Genomic DNA, 16,149 nt, shown 5'->3' on the forward strand with positions numbered 1-16,149 from the left:
ACCACATGCTTCGAGATGGGACCGACTTCATTCCTCGCAAGGCAGCGCCAGCCATGGCCGCTTGAGTAGGAAGAAAGCATAGACAGACTTCGGGGGCACTGCCATCAGCCCTCTGAGCAAGGTCCCTTCGCCGGGACGATGGATGGGTTAGGCCGCAACCGCTCACGCAGCACTCAAATGACTGCGCATCTTTAGATTGGCCAGCCGGTCCTCAGCAGACCCCATACAGCAGCGGCCCCAGCGTCGACTGCGGACAGAAGCAAGCACTCGGCGAGGGATTAAGCTCAAAAGGGATTGACTCAATGCCCGTTACAGAAGAGCGGTTCTCAGATTCCGTGAAGAACTGAACCGCTCTAAGGACAGCAAAGAGACTGCGGGCGGGCGCCGAACGATATTCGGCGCCCGCTTGCTATGTCAGCTGAACGCTAGGTGCCGTTCGCTTCAGCTCTTCCTCACGGAAAGATAGCGGCGCGGCGATAGACCGAATGCCTTTTTGAACATCGCAATGAAGCTGCTCGCGCTTGCATAGCCCAGGCTCTCGGCCACCTCGATAATCGTGCGGCCCGCAGTCAGATATTCCAGCGCAAGCAGCAATCGTGCCTGCTGCCGCCAATTTGCGAAGGACATGCCTGTTTCCGCATGGAACAGACGCCGCGCCGAGCGCTCGGAGATACCGGCCTGCTGCGCCAGCGCATGAAATGTTTGCTCGCTCGCAGGATCTCGCAGCACCGTATCGGCGATACGAAGGACGCGCCGGTCGGCCGGCATGGGCAGATGCAGGCTCTCGGTCGGCGCCGCGCGAACCTCATCCAGCAAAACGGCCGCAAGACGGCGCTGTTGCGGCGAGAGCTTTTCCTCCCAATGCCAGGTGGTCGCTCTGCGTACGAGTGCGCGCAACACATCGCTGACACTTAGTACGCATGGGCTTTTCGGCAGGCTGGCACTGGCATCCGGGGTCAGGAAGATGCCCCAGCCGCTCAGCACGCCATTGATGCTCGCCCTGTGCATCACATTGGGCGGAAGCCAGCCTGCCCGCTGCGGCGGCAACAGCCAGGAGCCCTCCGGCGTGCGCATATGCACAAGCCCGCTCTCGATACAAAAAAGCTGCCCGCGCGCATGGGAATGCCAATCATACTCCTGCGTCCCGAGGCGAAACGCGCTGCCGGGTTCATCCGATCCCCAGAAGGCGATGAGGGGTGGTCCGTCGGCGCGATCGTCGAAGTCTTCGAGGTCCATATTCGTTTGGCCGCTTTGCGATATTCTTAGTCCGAATGTCGTTATCACGTCCGGATGCCCCTGCGCTATCGTTCCGCTCGGTTTTGAAATCGACAACAGGGCAGAACAGAAGATTTTCATGCGAGACTTTCATGTCATCATCGTCGGCGCAGGCCTTGGGGGCCTGTGCCTTGCACAGGGATTGAAGCGTGCCGGCATCGGTTTCGATGTCTACGAGCGCGATGCGGCGCCCGATAGCCGCGTCCAAGGATATCGAATCCGGATAGCCGCCGACGGGCAAAGGGCGCTGGCATCTTGCCTGCCTCCCGGGCTCTTCGACCTGTTTCGAGCGACAGCTTCCGTCAGCTCGTTGGCCGGACGCTTCCTGACACCGCAACTCCTGCCCATCACGGGGCGCACGCCGGAGAGCTGGGATACGGGCGAGGAGGAGGATGCAAACGACCTGAGCGTCAACCGCCAGACCCTGCGTGAAATCCTGCTGTCGGGAATAGAGGAACACGTTCATTTCGGACATGGCTTCACATCCTACCGCCGCATGGACGACGCCTCCGTGGAAGCCTCATTCGAAGGCCTGCCGCCGATATCCTGCAACCTGCTGGTCGGCGCGGACGGTGTGAATTCGCAGGTGCGCCGACAGCTGGCACCCTATGCCGTGCCGGCGGATACGGGAACGATATGCGTCTATGGCAAGATCGAGCTGCCGCTGCCGGCAGGTTCCGACCACCTCTGCGACGGCACGACCGTTGTGTTTGCCGATGGTTGCACGGCGATTTTCGATCTCATGCGTTTCAGGGAGGATCTTCCAAGCCTCGCCGCCCGTTTCGCACCGGATTGCAGCCTCACGCCGATGGCCGACTATCTCTATTGGGCGCTGATCGGTCCCCGTCAACGACTAGGCCTTGAAGAAGAATACGATCACGTACAGGACCTGCCGATCCTGCTGCGAACGGCAATGCGCGGCTGGCATCGTGATCTGAAGCAGGTCATCAGCCGAAGCGAGCCTGCGGCAGTGGCTGCGCTACCAATTCGTAGCGGCCGCCCGGATGCTTTGTGGCCATTCGGCGCAATCACGCTTCTTGGGGATGCGATCCACGCCATGAGCCCCGCCGGCGGACTTGGCGCGAACACAGCGCTCGAAGATGCCCGCGTGCTTGCGGAAATTCTTAGCGACACCGGAGCGCGACCGGTGAACGTCGCGTTGCTCGACTACGAGGCCAACATGCGTGAGCGGGCCACCCGCGCCATCGACGCCTCCGAACGTGGCGCTGCAATGCTATTTGAAAATCTCGCCTGAGGAAAAATACCATGACAATCGACGCATCCACCTTCACCTTTCACGATGTATCCCTGTGGCCGATCGTCCGTCAGAACGCTCAGTCCGTGCAGCCGGGCTATGCGGAACAATGGGAGCGAGAGATGGATTCCTTCCTTGCCATCTCCATGCCCTTCGTCGTGATCATGGAGGGCGGCCAGCCGGCTGAGGATCACGAAGATCGCAAAGCGAGAGGCATCTGGCTCAAGAGGAACAAGACGGCTCTCGCCACGGTCTGCAAGGCCGTCATCGGCATCGAGGCCAGCGCCATCAAGCGCGCCGCCGTGCAGGTGCAGATGAGCCTCGCAACAAAAGCATTCGGCACCAGAATGGAAATCGTTGCCACGCAAAAAGAGGCTTTCGAACTCGCCGAGCAAATCCTCGCGGAAATGGGGCGCGGGTCGGATAGCTGATATCGGCCCGCCCGACGACATCCCAATCGCCGAGGCGCTGCGCGCCATCTACGGGATCGACATGTACATCATTCAACATCCCGCTCTGGTCACCCCATCGCTATCCCGACCTAAAGAAGCATTGCCTGTTTAATGCGGATCGGCGAGCATGCTCGCTGATCCGTTCCCCTAAAATATTCGGTCTTCTGCTGGTCAAAATGCCGAGCGACGCAGGATCGGCGCGGCTTTCCAGCCCAATTCCGGCGCGATGAGCGTCACGAAATCATGGAGGATCTGCCGGTATTCCTCGTCGTGAAACTCGTAGGGCAGCTCCAAACGAAATTCGCTGACATAGGGCAGGATCGGATCGGCATATAGACGCGCGAGGATTTCGTCCGACGTGCCGACAAGATCGCGGGCAAAGAGCGTTCGCCGTTCGCCCTGCGGCGAAAGCGTACGCTCGTAGCGGCCCGCCGCATAGTCCGTGTAGCGCTTGCGCGTCACGGCATCGGCGCTGTCGAACGGCACGATGACACGGCCGAGCGCCACTCGCCTGGTATCGCCGCCGGAGACGCGGTAGGTCTCCAGTTGCCGGGATTGCGCCACGAAGAAATCGTCGGTCTCCTCGCCGGTCGTGACATTGCCGATCAGAAGATTGAAGCCATTGCGGCCGGCCCATTCGGCCGAGCGCAATGAACCACCGCCATACCAGATGCGGTCGATCAGCCCCTTTGCGTAGGGCTGAAGACGCGGACGCTGCGGACCGAACGGCGTCTTGATGACCGTATGCTGATCGCCAACATAAGTCCCTCGCAGATTATCGGCGAAGCGCAGCACCCTCTGATGGGAAAAATCGTAGCTTTCCCAATCGCCGTCGAAGGCGAGCGGACCGATCAGATCGGCATGCAGCGGGCGCCCCGCACTGAGCCCGATGTTCAAGCGTCCGCGCGACAGGACATCCACCGTCGCAAGATCTTCCGCAAGCCGATAGGGGCTTTCGTAGCCGATCGGAATGACGGCGGTGCCAAGCTCGATATGCCGCGTGCGCTGCGTTGCCGCAGCAAGAAAGGCACTTGCGGAGGAGATGCCTGGTTCGAGATGCCGCTGCCGAACCCAGGCGCTATCGAACCCTTTCTGCTCGCCATGCTCCAGAAGCTGCAGGGTTTGCTCGAGACCGGCCAACGGGTCCTCGTCAGGATAGTTGCCCGGCGTGAGAAAGCCGATATGGCTGATCGATGGGGCGGGATGGCTCATCTCGCTGTCTCCTCAAAATTTCGGCAAGCCGGGCGGATTGGTTTCCGATTTCTGCAGCGCTTCCTCTGCGAGATGCCAGTGGTCGAGGATCCTGGCATAGGTACCGTCCTTGATCAGCCCGTTCGTGGCAGCGGTGAGCGCGGTCGCAAAGCCGCTTCCCTTGCGGGTCGTGATCGCAACATCGGAGCGATCCGGCCAACCGGCGCTCAGGGTGCCGACGCGTTTGATATTCTTGTCGCGCGTTGCGATATAGACGAGCTGAGCGTGCGGCTGCACGATGACATCGGCGCGATCGGAGCGGAGTGCAAGAAGACTCGCTGCATCGTCGTCGTAATACTGCAGCTCTAATGGCTTCAGGCCGGCCTTGACGTCCTCATCGCTCCACTTCAGCAGGATGCGTTCCTGGTTCGTGCCTGCGCCGACGATGATCCTCAGACCCGCCGCATCCTTCGGCTCCTTGATGGCAGCGATTTTGCTGTCGGTCTTGACGAAGAAGCCATGCAGGCCCTGGCGATAGGTGGAGAAGTCAAACTTCTCTTTCCGCTGCTCGGTGACGCCGACGTTGGAAATGACGGCATCGTATTTGCCCGATGTCAGGCCAAGCGGCCAGTCGGCCCAGGCAACCGGGATGAGTTCCAGCTTCAATCCGAGCGCATCGGCAACGGCAGAGGCATAGTCGGGGTCAGCACCGACGACCGTTTTGGCGTCCGTTGCGTAGGTGGCAAGCGGCGGCCCACCGGGAGCGACGGCCACGGTGAATTTGCCCGGCGCAACAAATTTGAAGTCCTTGGGAATGGCGGCAATCGCCGCGTCGTTCTTTGCCGCATGGACACGTCCGGGCTGCTCCGGGCTGAGATCGAAATTTCCGGCTGCGCTTGCCGGGCCGGGGCCGATCAAGGCCGCCGCCGCCATGGCCATAAACGTTGTTCTGAAGTTAGGAAGGATAGTCACGGAAACTGTATCTCCATAGCAGAAGGATGGAAGCGGACCGGCGCGGGCCCCACCGGCGCCGGTCCGCTCGGCCAACATTACGAACCGCTCTTCGGCAGGCCCGCAGGGTTGGTCTTGGATTGATCGACGGCTTCGGCATTCAGGCTCCAGTGCTTCAGCACCTCGCCATACTTACCGTTCTTGATCAGATCGTTGAGAGCGAGCGTGACGGCATCGGCGAGCCCGGCCCCCTTCTTCGTCGTAACGGCGATTTCAGCGGTGATCGGCCAGCCACCCGAAACGGTGCCGACAAGCTTCCGCGTGCCGTTGATGGCGGCTTTATAGGCTTGTGTCGCATTCGGATTGAACTCGACATCGGCGCGACCCGATTGCAGGGCTAAATCGGCCGCAGCGCGGTCATCGAAATACTGCACCTCGATCGGCTTCAGGCCGACCGCCACGTTCTGCCGGTCCCATTCGAGAATGATCTTCTCCTGGTTCGTGCCGGCTCCCGTGATCACCTTGAGACCCGCGACATCCTTGGGCTCCTTGATTTCGGTGATCTTGCTGTCGGCCTTCACGTAGAAGCCGAGCACATCCTTGCGATAGGTGGAGAAATCGAATTTCAGCTTGCGCTCCTCGGTGACAGTCACGTTGGAAATGACGGCATCGTATTTGCCGGAGGAGACGCCGAGCGGCCAATCCTCCCAGGCGACCGGCACCAGCTCGAGCTGAAGGCCGAGGGAGTCGGCGATCAACTGCGCGATATCGGGATCGGCACCGACGACGGTCTTTGCGTCGGTGGCGTAGGTAGCGATCGGCGGATCCCAAGGATTGATGGCCACCGTGAACTTACCGGGATTGACGAACTTGAAGCCGGGCGCGATGGCCTTGACAGCGGCTTCGTCCTTCTCTGCCCTGACGCGATTGGACGTATCGGGGCTCAGGTTGAATTTTTCGGCCGCACTAGCCGGCGCGCAGCTCATGGCGACGGCGGTGATAACCCCCGCCAGTACGTACTTCGTTCTATCAAGGAATGCCATGTCCCTTCTCCATTTCATCTTTAGGTTGTTGCGGTTGTCATTGTTGTCCGAATGCCGCCGGGGCTCGGCATTTTTTCACCAGCTTTTGTCGGCTAGAGAACCTTGGCGAGGAATTCGCGCGTGCGCGGATGCCTTGCATCGTTGAGGATCTGCGCCGGGGCGCCGGCCTCGATAACATGGCCGCCCTCCATGAAGACGACCGTATCGGCGACCTCGCGGGCGAAGCCGATCTCGTGGGTAACGATCACGAGGGTCGTGCCGGTGCGGGCAAGCTCCTTGATTACGTCAAGCACCTCGCCGACCAACTCGGGATCGAGAGCCGAGGTCGGCTCGTCGAAGAGAAGAACCTTCGGCCTGAGCGCCAGGGCGCGGGCGATCGCGACGCGCTGTTGCTGGCCGCCGGAGAGCTGACGGGGATAGGCATCGATCTTATCGCTGAGGTCGACGCGGGCGAGCAGTTCCTGCGCAAAGGCTACCGCCTCCTCCCGGCTTACGCCACGCACCTGTATCGGCGCCTCGATGAGATTTTCCAGAACGGTCAGGTGCGGGAAGAGATTGAAGCTCTGGAAAACCATGCCGATGTCGGTGCGGCGCTTCAGAATGTCCTTCTCCTTCAGCTCATAGAGCACCTCGCCCTTCTGGGTGTAGCCGACAAGCTCGCCGTCCACCGAGATGAAGCCGCTATCAACGCGCTCAAGATGGTTGATGGCACGCAGCAGCGTCGATTTTCCCGAACCCGACGGGCCAATGATGGCGGTCACGCTGCCGGCCGGCAGGCTGAGCTCGATATTGTCGAGAACTTTCAGCGTGCCGAAGCTCTTCGAAATCCCATGAATGCGCACGGCTCCACCTTTGGCGCGAAGACCGGCCGCACTCCGAAAGGTCGCAAGCCTCGCGCTATCAGGCGCGACGACGGCCACAGGTAGAGGCCGACGGAAGCGTTGGAAAAAAGCCTGGAACGGCAATGGCGTCGGATTGCGCACTGCGCCCTTGGAGAAATAGCGCTCGATATAGTGCTGAATGACCGACAGGACCGTCATGATCACGAGGTACCAGACCGTCGCCACCATCAGCAGCGGAATGACTTCCAGATTGCGACGGTAGATGACCTGTACGGTGTAGAAGAGCTCCGGCAGGGCCAGCACGTAGACCATGGACGTGCTCTTGGCGAGACCGATGATCTCGTTGAAACCGGTGGGAAGGATGGAGCGCATGGCCTGCGGCAGCACGATGCGGAACGCCTGGCGCCAGCGCGGCAGGCCAAGTGCGGCCGCCGCTTCCAGTTGCCCCTGGTCGACCGAGAGGATGCCGCCGCGGACGATTTCCGCAAAGAAGGCCGACTGGTTCAGCGTCAGTCCGAGAAAGGCCGCGGCAAAGGGCGTCAGAAGCTGCGTTGTCGGATAATTGAACAGGATCTTATCGGTGAACGGCACGCCGACACTAATGGTTTCATAGAGATAGCCAAGATTGTTGAGAACCAGCAGCAACACGATCATCGGGATCGAGCGCAGAAGCCAGATATAGCCCCAGGAGAGACTGGACAGCAGCGGCGATTTCGACACGCGCGCCAGAGCCAAAGCCGTTCCGAGAACGGAGCCGGAAACGGCCGCAAGCGCCGTCAGAAGCAGCGTCCTGCCGAGACCGACAAGCACCGGTTCGGCAAAAAACCATTCGGCGAACACACCCCATCCCCAGCGGGGGTTAGTGAAGGTGGAATAGAGAACTGCGGCAAGAACGAAGGCCGCAAAGATCGTCCCTGCGGTACGGCCAGGATGCCGCGCCGGCACGATGCGATAGCGCGCATAATCCGTCTTCGCCTCGCTTGTTCCGGCGGGCGGTTTGATATCAGCAAAGTCCGTCGTCAGAGCCATGATGCTTGCCCCTTATGATTGTCGTTGCTTCATTCCGCCGTCATCGCCCGGCGACGGCCAACCGCTGCTGCGACCCGGATGTCTCGGGGGAACAGGACAGCGCCAGATGGCTGACGTCCTTTTCGAAAGGCAGGCTCTTGTAGATTTCCGCATCGACCGATGTGTCGAAGAGCGCCGTGTATCCATTGTTCAGATAAAGGCCGACGGCCTCGGGCTGCCGAAAGCCTGTGGTCAGATAGATGCGCTCATAGCCCTGGCGCGCGGCTTGCAACTCCAGCTCCACGAGCAGCTTGCGCGCCAGCCCCTGACGCCGCAGATCGTGCCGCGTCCAGATGCGCTTGAACTCCGCCGTTCGGTCGTCATAGTGCTTGAAGGCACCGCCGCCGATCGTCTCGCCGTCGCGCAGCAGAAGCAGGAAGTTGCCGTGCGGTGGCGCGAAGGCCTCCGGCGGATAGCGGTTTAGCTCGGCAGCCGCACCGTCCGCGTTGAAATAGGTGCCGTAGCGGCTGTCATATTCGAAAATCAGCTCGTCGATCAGCGGCTTGGCACGCGGGTCCAGCGTGGTCGTGTAAAGAAACGTGTCGCTCATGTCGTTCGTCACCTGTTGTCATCCGCAAGGAAAGTTTCGGCGAGCCGCACCCAGTAGCGGGCAGCGGGCGCGATGATGGCGTCGTTGAAATTGTATTGGGCGCTGTGCAGCGGCGCGCTGTCGCCGTTACCGACGAAAAGATAGCTGCCGGGCTTCGCCTCCAGCATGAAGGCGAAATCCTCGCTGGCCGTTCGCGGCCGGAAATCCGCGACCACGGCCGCAGGCCCGAGCGCCTGCAGGGCAACGCTTCGCGCAAAATCGGTTTCATCGGCATGATTGACCAGGGCCGGAAAGCCGAGGCGGTAGTTGACGTCGGCCACTGCGCCAAAGCTCTCGGCTTGCGCCCGCGCGAGTGCCGGTATGCGCTCCTGGAGCTTCGTGCGCACCTGTTCGCTAAAGGCGCGCATGGTAAGCTTCAGTTCGACACTCTCCGGAATAACGTTCGACGCGGACCCCGCGTGGATGGAGCCGACCGTTGCAACGGCCATGTCCTGCGGATCGATGTTGCGCGAGACCACGCTTTGCAGCGCGGTAATGAAGGAAGCAGATGCCAGCACCGGGTCGACGGCCCGATGTGGTTCGGCGCCATGACCGCCCTTGCCGACGATCTTGATGACCGCCTGGTCGACGGAAGCCATAGCGGGGCCTGCAACGAAGCCGAACTGCCCCGTCGGCACTCCCGGCCAGTTATGCAGGCCGAAGACGGCATCGACGGGAAAGCGGTCGAAAAGCCCCTCCGACAGCATCTTGCGAGCACCTGCGCCAATCTCCTCGGCCGGCTGGAAAATCAGCCGAAGCGTACCGCTGAAATTGCCGTTCTCGGCGAGATAGCGCGCAGCAGCGAGCAGGATCGACGTGTGCCCGTCATGGCCGCAGGCGTGCATGACGCCGGGATTGCTGCTGGCGTAATCGAGCCCGGTCGCCTCCTCAATGGGCAGCGCATCCATATCGGCACGGATGCCGAGGCTGCGCTGCCCATCGCCCCGCTTAAGCGTTGCGACAACGCCGGTTCCGGCGATGCCCGTTACGACCTCGTAACCCCAGTCCGCAAGCAGCGACGCTACTTTCTTGGCTGTTCGATGCTCCTGAAAAGCGAGCTCAGGATATTGGTGCAGGTCGTGGCGCAACGCGATGATTTCATCGAGATGGGCAGCAATGCCCCTCTCGATAGGGTCATTGATCGAGGCGGCCTTGATGATGGCGTTCATGGTGATCGTCCGGGCTCAAGCGCCGACGGCCTTTGCGGGTTCGATCTGATCGGATTGCGCCGCATAACGGCTTTCGCGGAACGGCAGGCCCAGATGGTCGCGCAGCGTCTCGCCCTTCAGCACCGGATCGAAATAGCCGCGCCCGGTGAGGATCGGAAGAACATGCTTTGAGAAGTCATCGAAGCCTTCGCCGATGACCGGAAAGCCGAGAATGAAGCCGTCGGCACCTTCCTCATCCACCCATCGGATGATCTCATCGGCGATGTGCTGGGCGGTTCCGATGAAAGAGGTCCGTGGTGTTGCGGCATCGAGCGCCACCTCACGCAGAGTGAGGCCCTTTTCCCGCGCGGTTTTCTTGATGCGATCGGTCGTCGCTCGGAAGTTGTTGCGGCCGATATCACCGAGATCGGGGAATTGTTCATCAAGGGGATAGGCGCTGAAATCGTGATGATCGAAGAAGCGGCCGAGATAGGCCAGTGCCTCGTCGATGGTGACGAGATCGCGAATTTGCCGGTATTTGGCATCCGCCTCTTCCTGCGTCGCGCCGACAATCGGACCGATGCCCGGAAAGATGCCGACATCGGCTGCACTTCGGCCATGCGCGATCGCACTCTGCTTCACCTGCTTGTAGAACACCTTGGCATCTTCGAGCGGCCCGCCATTGGTGAAGACGGCATCGGCGTGCTTGCCGGCGAGCCGGATGCCGGAATCGGAGGCTCCGGCCTGGAACACGACCGGCTGCCCCTGCTTGGAGCGGCTGATGTTCAAAGGGCCTTCAATGCGGAAGAAACGCCCCTTATGGTTCAGGCGATGCAGTTTGGATTTGTCGGCATAGACACCCGCTTCTCGATCACGCACGAAGGCATCGTCGTCCCAGGAATCCCATAGCCCCTTGGTGGCATCGAGATATTCGTCGGCGATCTCGTAGCGCAGCTCATGCTCGGGATGTTCGCGGCTGTAATTGCGCCCGGAACCTTCGAGCGGCGAGGTCACGGCATTCCAGCCGGCGCGGCCGCCGCTGATGAGATCGAGTGAGGCGAACTGGCGGGCGATGGTGAAAGGATCGCTGTAGGACGTCGAAACCGTGCCGACCAGACCAAGCTTCGTCGTATAGGCGGCAAGCGCCGAAAGGATGGTCAGCGGCTCGAACCGATTGAGGAAATGCGGGATCGACTGTTCGTTGATGTAGAGCCCATCGGCGACGAAGGCGAAGGCGATGCCTGCCTCTTCCGCCTTGCGGGCAGTCTTGACGAAGAAGTTCAGATTGGTGCTGGCATCGGCCGGGACGCTCGGATGCCTCCAGGCGTTCATGTGACCGCCCGGCCCCTGCAGCATGATACCGAAATTGACGTGTTTTTGAGCCATGATTGATCCTCCTGGGACAGGCCGTTCAGGCAACGAGGGAAAGCCGCTCTTTGGCGAGCAATTCGATTGAGGCGAGCCGTTCGGCCGCCGTCAGCGCCGGTGTGTCGAGCACGAATTCCTCGACGCCGTAGCGCCGATGCAGCGTGTCGAGCTCATCGCGGATCTGGGCCGCCGTGCCATGCAGCACGCTTGGCACCTTCTCTTCTGTGCGGTAATCCGTGACGCCTGCCTGGCGAGCAAATTCCGCCGCCTGCTCCTGACTGCCGACATTGACGCTCTGGCCATTGGGCAGGAAGAGCTTGACGATGCGAAGCTGGCCGACGCGCTCACGGGCATGGGCCTCGCTTTCGGCGGCAAAGGCGGCCAGCGCCAGGATCGGAACCTTTCCGCCCGTCGCCCGCCCATAGGCTTCGAAGGTCTTGCGCAGATTTTCGGGATCGCCGTTCAAATGGCCGGCGAAGACGAGCGTCCAGCCCTTTTCCGCCGCAAGCTCGGCGCTTTCAACGCTGGCGCCGAGAAGGAAGCGCTCCGCAGCGCGAGGCGGAAACGGCGTCGCCAAGGCGCCTTCGGAATTTGGATCGGCGGCAAGATAGCCATTCAGATCGGACAACTGCTCGCCAAAGCTCGGCTTTTTTTCCGGATCGACGGCAATCTGCAGCGCGCGGGTGGATAATGGGAAACCGCCTGGCGCCTTGCCGACGCCGAGGTCGATGCGACCAGGCGCAAGCGAGGCCAGAAGATTGAATGCCTCGGCAACCTTATAGGCGCTGTAGTGCTGCAGCATCACGCCGCCGGAGCCGATGCGGATCTTCGAGGTCCTGGCGATTAGATAGGCGATCAGCACTTCCGGCGCCGAACTTGCGAGGTTCGCCATGTTGTGATGCTCGGCAACCCAGAAGCGGTGATAGCCGAGCTCTTCGGCTCTCACGGCCAATCGCGTCGTGACACCGAGTGCTTCGGTGGCACTGAGCCCCTGCTCGATCGGGCTCTTGTCGAGAAGGCTAAGAAGATAAGACATGCCGTTCCGTTTCATCCCTATTTGCGCCAATGCCGACCATTGACGCTATAGTCTATAAAAAGCATAGATTTTAAGGAATTTAAGAAACAGCGTTCTTTTTGTTCGGCCTCATGCGGAAAAAATAAGCAGTTGATCATATTGGTGGATGGGGCGGTAACAAATGTCACCTGAACCGGGGTTAGGCGACAACTTGTGCCGTAAAAAATGTCACAGGCGCGAAATGGCCGCGCGAACGGAACGTGCTGCCACCTGACTGGAAGAGGTTGCCCGACGCTGCAATTTGAAACGTCTCTTCGATAGACTGTCGCCGGACCCGGGGCGAACTCTTATTTCTTAAGAGCCTTTAGGGCGTCTTGAAGCTCAGTCGGACACTGGCCGGGGTCGATGACAGCCGATAGTCCACTGAAACTCGCGCCGATTTGGCTATTCACTTTCGGGCCATTGTCTAATCTGAGTTGAATTGATTTGAACTGTCCAATATCGCCGAGCACAGACTCGATCGCAGATTTCCCAAAGACTGCGATCAATGGCACTTCGTCGCTGACAGAGCATCCTGAGCCATCGGCAGTGCCCAGGAATCCGCCCGGTAGTTTCCACTTTTTTGTTCCGAACGTCACAGTCCCATCCAAGAACTGGAGTTCCAGTGGACATCCGAATGCGGTCCTTTGCCTGAACTCGACCGATGGCAGCACTAGCGTCACACGCAAGCTGAAACTATGGTCGTCCTTGCTGCCTAACGGGAACTGGCCAACGCTAAGCCTCAGCGTCTGGCTGTCGGTGAGTTGCTTTTCGTAACGGCATGACCCGGTGTTGAACCACGGTTGTCCGGACGAAGAAGATGCCTCCGGTGTGGACTTGCTTTCGTCGCCGGTCACGCGCTCAGGAAGCTGAACGGCCACGGAATACAAAAACAGAAACAGCCCGAGCAAAACTAACACTAACGCGGCTAGTCTATATCGCGGATTCCGCTCTCTCGCGAAGAGAGCGACTACGACGATCCCAAATATGAGTGACGCAAGCGCGACCAATCCAAGGCGGCTTTGAGCGGCGGCGCCGATGATTGCTGCCCAATCGATTTTGGCTAGCGTGTCCCCCCAGTTCTGCATTGGACCTCTCTCAAGAAGAACGCTTGCAGTCATTAGCCCAGTGCAATCATTGCACGATTTTAATCCCTCTTCTAGTCAGCCGAAAGGGCACCTGGTGGAAATTCCGGCTGTTCACCTTGAGGCTACGCTTGGACTCGGACATAGGATCGTGCCCCGACCATTGCGTCCACGATCCCGCCCTCGCATTGTTCGGCGGGCGTGAAGCAGACGGAGACGCTCGCTGTCGTATTATGATCGGCGAGCACGGGACTGCACATGATGATCAGCAAGGTCGCGTCTGCGAGCACTCTCATCTGCTGGGCACACATTTTGTTCTGAGGGCGCTAGTTAGTTTACGGCTCGCGATCCCGGAAGCTGCGAGCTTCTGGTCGATAGGCGATTTATCAGTCAGTCAATTTATCTGGCTTTGAGCAACTTATGCTAACTCTATGGATACCGCTCTCTCACATTCGCAGAGTTGATCGAGGCGCATGACAGCAATGCGCCCATCAAAGGTTCCGATAGCAAGTCTCGAATCCAACAAATCCATGGAATAGACGACTGTTGGGAAACCGTCGACTGTGACTTTTCCAGAGGTCACGACAGCTCCATCTCTGGCGTTCAGCAACGAGAGCGTGCCATCCAGAAACGCTACGATAACAAGCCCTTCCTTCTGAGCGTGCAGCATAGCACTTGCCGACGCCGAGGTGGCGATCCGCCAAGATTCCCCGTCACTTTCGCCGTTCCTCGAACGGCCAAAGCCAAAGAAGCTGCGTACGGATCTGCGCGGCTCGATCGGCCTGCGGAAGACAAACGCTCGATTGCCCTTGCTGGGGTTCGGGTCGTAATGCCGACCCGAGACGATCACGCTCGGCCCGAGCTCGTCGTGGACGTAGTGACCAAGACATTCCATCGCGTGGTTTGCGTGCGTGTCGTCCGGGGGCAGAACGTACCAGAGCGTCTCCACCGAGCCATCTGGGCGGACGCGGCAAAGACGCTTCCTCAGATGTTGGGTCTCAGGCGTGCCTTGCAGAATGAAAAGGTCCGGCGCACCATCGATTCCGATGAAATGGTTGAAGCAGTCATAGTTACCAAGGTCGACAAAACGCGCATTGCCCGAATTGATGTCGATTATCACATCTTTCCTGGCATCGCCTCTACGGCTCCTGTCGAACCGTCCGAGAACCTTCCCGTCCATCGATGCGACGAAGCTGTAGCTGCCGTCGATCGTTGTGATATCCACCAAGGAATTGTTGGACACTTTGGATAGCCGTGAGTGCTTCAGTTCCCAGTTCTCTGTTGCATAGGACGCGACTATGGGGGGCGTTGTGCGCAACAGGCCCGCTCCGCGCCATCCATCCTTCTCGATGCAGTTCACAGCGCCTGTTGTCAGATCGTGGATTTCTGCCACGCAGTCGTCGTGTACAGCCACCACGTTATTTCTGTCGATCCAGGCGACATCCCAGATTGCGCCTCTTCTCACGGCCTCATCGACCCCAAACCAGTCTCTGAGTTCCAAATCGATAGCGTCACGATGGCGACGCTCGCGTTCAGCATATTCGAGAGTATGACGAACGATTGCCTGTTCCGGATCGAGCTCGACCACAATGCCCTCACCTGGACCCGGCGCTTCGTATGGAATGCTCAGTGGGTACACCCGGTCGAAAGAATCATCCCCTAATCCTTCGTCCCACGGTCTAACCAAGACGTCGAGCCGCGTGCCGTCTGCGCTGAAATCGCAGCGCTCAACTTCCGGAATGATCTTCGCTGCCTTCCCGAAGTATCCGCTGACCCAGTTCCAGAAAAACAGTTCGCCCTCGAACTGATAGCCTCCGTCATAGCTACCCGCCGCAACCGCTACCACGGGCTCTGAGGGATGGAAGCTTACGTCATTGATCGGCAAGCGCAGTTCATCAAAGACTGCGAACGGCGCCTGTTCGCTTCGCCGATGCAGCGCCAGCCGATGGCGCATCCTCTGCCCCATGTAGGAAACACGACCGGGAGGATTTGTAAGCAATGGAAATGTGCTTGCAATCGCGAGCATTGTGCCGTCTGGGCTTCGGAACACCCATGTTACGCTACCGCTTCCACAGACGGTTGGTGAAGAGATAATCAACGATCCGTTCACTTTCTCGGCGCGAGGCCGTCCCTCTCGACTGCACAAGGGCTTCTTTGAACAGAATCCCTATCAGCTCGCGAAGTACACTTACCCGGGCCCGGAAAGAATCTGCCAGACATCTCTGGCATACCAACGGTTGCGTCGGCAAGGGTACGGTTGGCGTCGCGGAGCCCAGCTTGACTCTTCTGAAACAACGAGAACGTTTTGTGAACAAACTAATCTGAGCAGCTTGAGCTTGCTCAAAATCAGTGGATACAACCGCCGTGGATCGACGGAACGGACATGTGTGTCATGCAAAGGGCTGGTTACACAATCACGCCTGACGATGCCAAGAATGGACCTTGCGGCCGTCCAGCCAGCTAAAAACTTCCGCTGGACGCCTCCCGAACATCGAACATCATATCGCAATGGCTTACACTTCTGGTGCCGCATCTCAGGAAGATTGAAACAGCACGTGCCCGGCCGCAGTCAGCTCTCCCAAACTCGCTTCTGGATACTGCAGCGGCTCCATCTCCGCGTACCAACGATCTTCTCTCGGACTATAGATCCCCGGGAGCGGGTAGCACGCATTTACTGCGCAGAAATCTGCGATGTTATGGGTTGCGATCGGCAGCCTGTAAGCCAGCGCAAAAGGATCGTGTCCATGTAGGTGGTGTAGCTACCGGCTGCTTGCCGTGCTTTCCGCCCCAGGTCGGAGCGATTATCAGCGCGCCACAGCAGGCAAGCT

Annotated in this window: 13 protein-coding genes; 2 read left to right on the forward strand and 11 right to left on the reverse strand. The window is 59.7% G+C overall.

All coding sequences use genetic code 11. The features are described from left to right. Positions 1-441: 441 nt before the first annotated feature. On the reverse strand, positions 442-1,236 hold the full coding sequence (locus GA0061102_RS31450) for an AraC family transcriptional regulator (protein WP_092856456.1): 795 nt from the start codon (positions 1,234-1,236) through the stop codon (positions 442-444). Positions 1,237-1,354: 118 nt separating this feature from the next. Here GA0061102_RS31450 and GA0061102_RS31455 point away from each other — a divergent pair, with 118 nt between their 5' ends. Further along, a complete protein-coding gene (locus GA0061102_RS31455) occupies positions 1,355-2,530 on the forward strand; it encodes an FAD-dependent oxidoreductase (protein WP_167668103.1) in 1,176 nt (391 codons plus the stop codon). Positions 2,531-2,541: 11 nt separating this feature from the next. Then, a complete protein-coding gene (locus tag GA0061102_RS31460; RefSeq protein WP_092856427.1) occupies positions 2,542-2,961 on the forward strand; it encodes a hypothetical protein in 420 nt (139 codons plus the stop codon). A 192-nt stretch (positions 2,962-3,153) separates the two neighbouring features. Here GA0061102_RS31460 and GA0061102_RS31465 read toward each other — a convergent pair whose 3' ends face one another. From GA0061102_RS31465 to GA0061102_RS31515, 10 genes are all read right to left on the reverse strand, one after another. After that, the gene (locus tag GA0061102_RS31465) at positions 3,154-4,194 is read right to left on the reverse strand and encodes an LLM class flavin-dependent oxidoreductase (protein ID WP_092856430.1); all 1,041 of its coding nucleotides are present in this window, start codon (positions 4,192-4,194) and stop codon (positions 3,154-3,156) included. 12 nt (positions 4,195-4,206) lie between these two features. Beyond that, on the reverse strand, positions 4,207-5,112 hold the full coding sequence (locus GA0061102_RS31470) for an ABC transporter substrate-binding protein (protein WP_245298197.1): 906 nt from the start codon (positions 5,110-5,112) through the stop codon (positions 4,207-4,209). A gap of 110 nt (positions 5,113-5,222) precedes the next feature. Next, positions 5,223-6,167 carry an ABC transporter substrate-binding protein gene (locus GA0061102_RS31475; RefSeq protein ID WP_092856433.1) on the reverse strand — a complete coding sequence of 315 codons (945 nt, stop codon included), beginning with the start codon at positions 6,165-6,167 and terminating at the stop codon, positions 5,223-5,225. 92 nt (positions 6,168-6,259) lie between these two features. Next, a complete protein-coding gene (locus tag GA0061102_RS33955; protein ID WP_092856436.1) occupies positions 6,260-8,038 on the reverse strand; it encodes an amino acid ABC transporter permease/ATP-binding protein in 1,779 nt (592 codons plus the stop codon). 40 nt (positions 8,039-8,078) lie between these two features. Beyond that, the gene (locus GA0061102_RS31485) at positions 8,079-8,627 is read right to left on the reverse strand and encodes a GNAT family N-acetyltransferase (RefSeq protein WP_092856464.1); all 549 of its coding nucleotides are present in this window, start codon (positions 8,625-8,627) and stop codon (positions 8,079-8,081) included. Positions 8,628-8,635: 8 nt separating this feature from the next. Continuing rightward, entirely contained in the window at positions 8,636-9,835 is a 1,200-nt protein-coding gene (locus GA0061102_RS31490; RefSeq protein ID WP_092856438.1) for a M20 aminoacylase family protein, read from the reverse strand. A gap of 15 nt (positions 9,836-9,850) precedes the next feature. Further along, positions 9,851-11,200: an LLM class flavin-dependent oxidoreductase gene (locus GA0061102_RS31495; protein WP_092856441.1), complete on the reverse strand. Its 1,350-nt coding sequence runs from the start codon at positions 11,198-11,200 to the stop codon at positions 9,851-9,853. Positions 11,201-11,225: 25 nt separating this feature from the next. Beyond that, positions 11,226-12,218 (reverse strand): MsnO8 family LLM class oxidoreductase, encoded by a 993-nt coding sequence (locus tag GA0061102_RS31500; protein ID WP_092856444.1) that lies wholly within the window; start codon positions 12,216-12,218, stop codon positions 11,226-11,228. Between the two features lie 326 nt (positions 12,219-12,544). After that, the gene (locus tag GA0061102_RS31505; protein ID WP_092856447.1) at positions 12,545-13,324 is read right to left on the reverse strand and encodes a hypothetical protein; all 780 of its coding nucleotides are present in this window, start codon (positions 13,322-13,324) and stop codon (positions 12,545-12,547) included. A 415-nt stretch (positions 13,325-13,739) separates the two neighbouring features. Further along, positions 13,740-15,347, reverse strand: coding sequence for a hypothetical protein (locus GA0061102_RS31515; RefSeq protein WP_139115133.1), 1,608 nt, complete (start codon positions 15,345-15,347; stop codon positions 13,740-13,742). Between the last annotated feature and the right edge of the window lie 802 nt (positions 15,348-16,149).

Origin of the sequence: Martinezella miluonensis (genome assembly GCF_900094545.1) — a bacterium.
GTDB classification, from domain to species: domain Bacteria; phylum Pseudomonadota; class Alphaproteobacteria; order Rhizobiales; family Rhizobiaceae; genus Rhizobium; species Rhizobium miluonense.

Excerpts from the sequence above, each read along its gene's own strand:
- GA0061102_RS31450 (WP_092856456.1), bottom strand. The coding sequence starts at position 1,236 with ATGGACCTCGAAGACTTCGACGATCGCGCCGACGGACCACCCCTCATC.
- GA0061102_RS31455 (WP_167668103.1), top strand. The coding sequence starts at position 1,355 with ATGCGAGACTTTCATGTCATCATCGTCGGCGCAGGCCTTGGGGGCCTG.
- GA0061102_RS31460 (WP_092856427.1), top strand. The coding sequence starts at position 2,542 with ATGACAATCGACGCATCCACCTTCACCTTTCACGATGTATCCCTGTGG.
- GA0061102_RS31465 (WP_092856430.1), bottom strand. The coding sequence starts at position 4,194 with ATGAGCCATCCCGCCCCATCGATCAGCCATATCGGCTTTCTCACGCCG.
- GA0061102_RS31470 (WP_245298197.1), bottom strand. The coding sequence starts at position 5,112 with ATGGCCATGGCGGCGGCGGCCTTGATCGGCCCCGGCCCGGCAAGCGCA.
- GA0061102_RS31475 (WP_092856433.1), bottom strand. The coding sequence starts at position 6,167 with ATGGCATTCCTTGATAGAACGAAGTACGTACTGGCGGGGGTTATCACC.
- GA0061102_RS33955 (WP_092856436.1), bottom strand. The coding sequence starts at position 8,038 with ATGGCTCTGACGACGGACTTTGCTGATATCAAACCGCCCGCCGGAACA.
- GA0061102_RS31485 (WP_092856464.1), bottom strand. The coding sequence starts at position 8,627 with ATGAGCGACACGTTTCTTTACACGACCACGCTGGACCCGCGTGCCAAG.
- GA0061102_RS31490 (WP_092856438.1), bottom strand. The coding sequence starts at position 9,835 with ATGAACGCCATCATCAAGGCCGCCTCGATCAATGACCCTATCGAGAGG.
- GA0061102_RS31495 (WP_092856441.1), bottom strand. The coding sequence starts at position 11,200 with ATGGCTCAAAAACACGTCAATTTCGGTATCATGCTGCAGGGGCCGGGC.
- GA0061102_RS31500 (WP_092856444.1), bottom strand. The coding sequence starts at position 12,218 with ATGTCTTATCTTCTTAGCCTTCTCGACAAGAGCCCGATCGAGCAGGGG.
- GA0061102_RS31505 (WP_092856447.1), bottom strand. The coding sequence starts at position 13,324 with ATGCAGAACTGGGGGGACACGCTAGCCAAAATCGATTGGGCAGCAATC.
- GA0061102_RS31515 (WP_139115133.1), bottom strand. The coding sequence starts at position 15,347 with ATGCTCGCGATTGCAAGCACATTTCCATTGCTTACAAATCCTCCCGGT.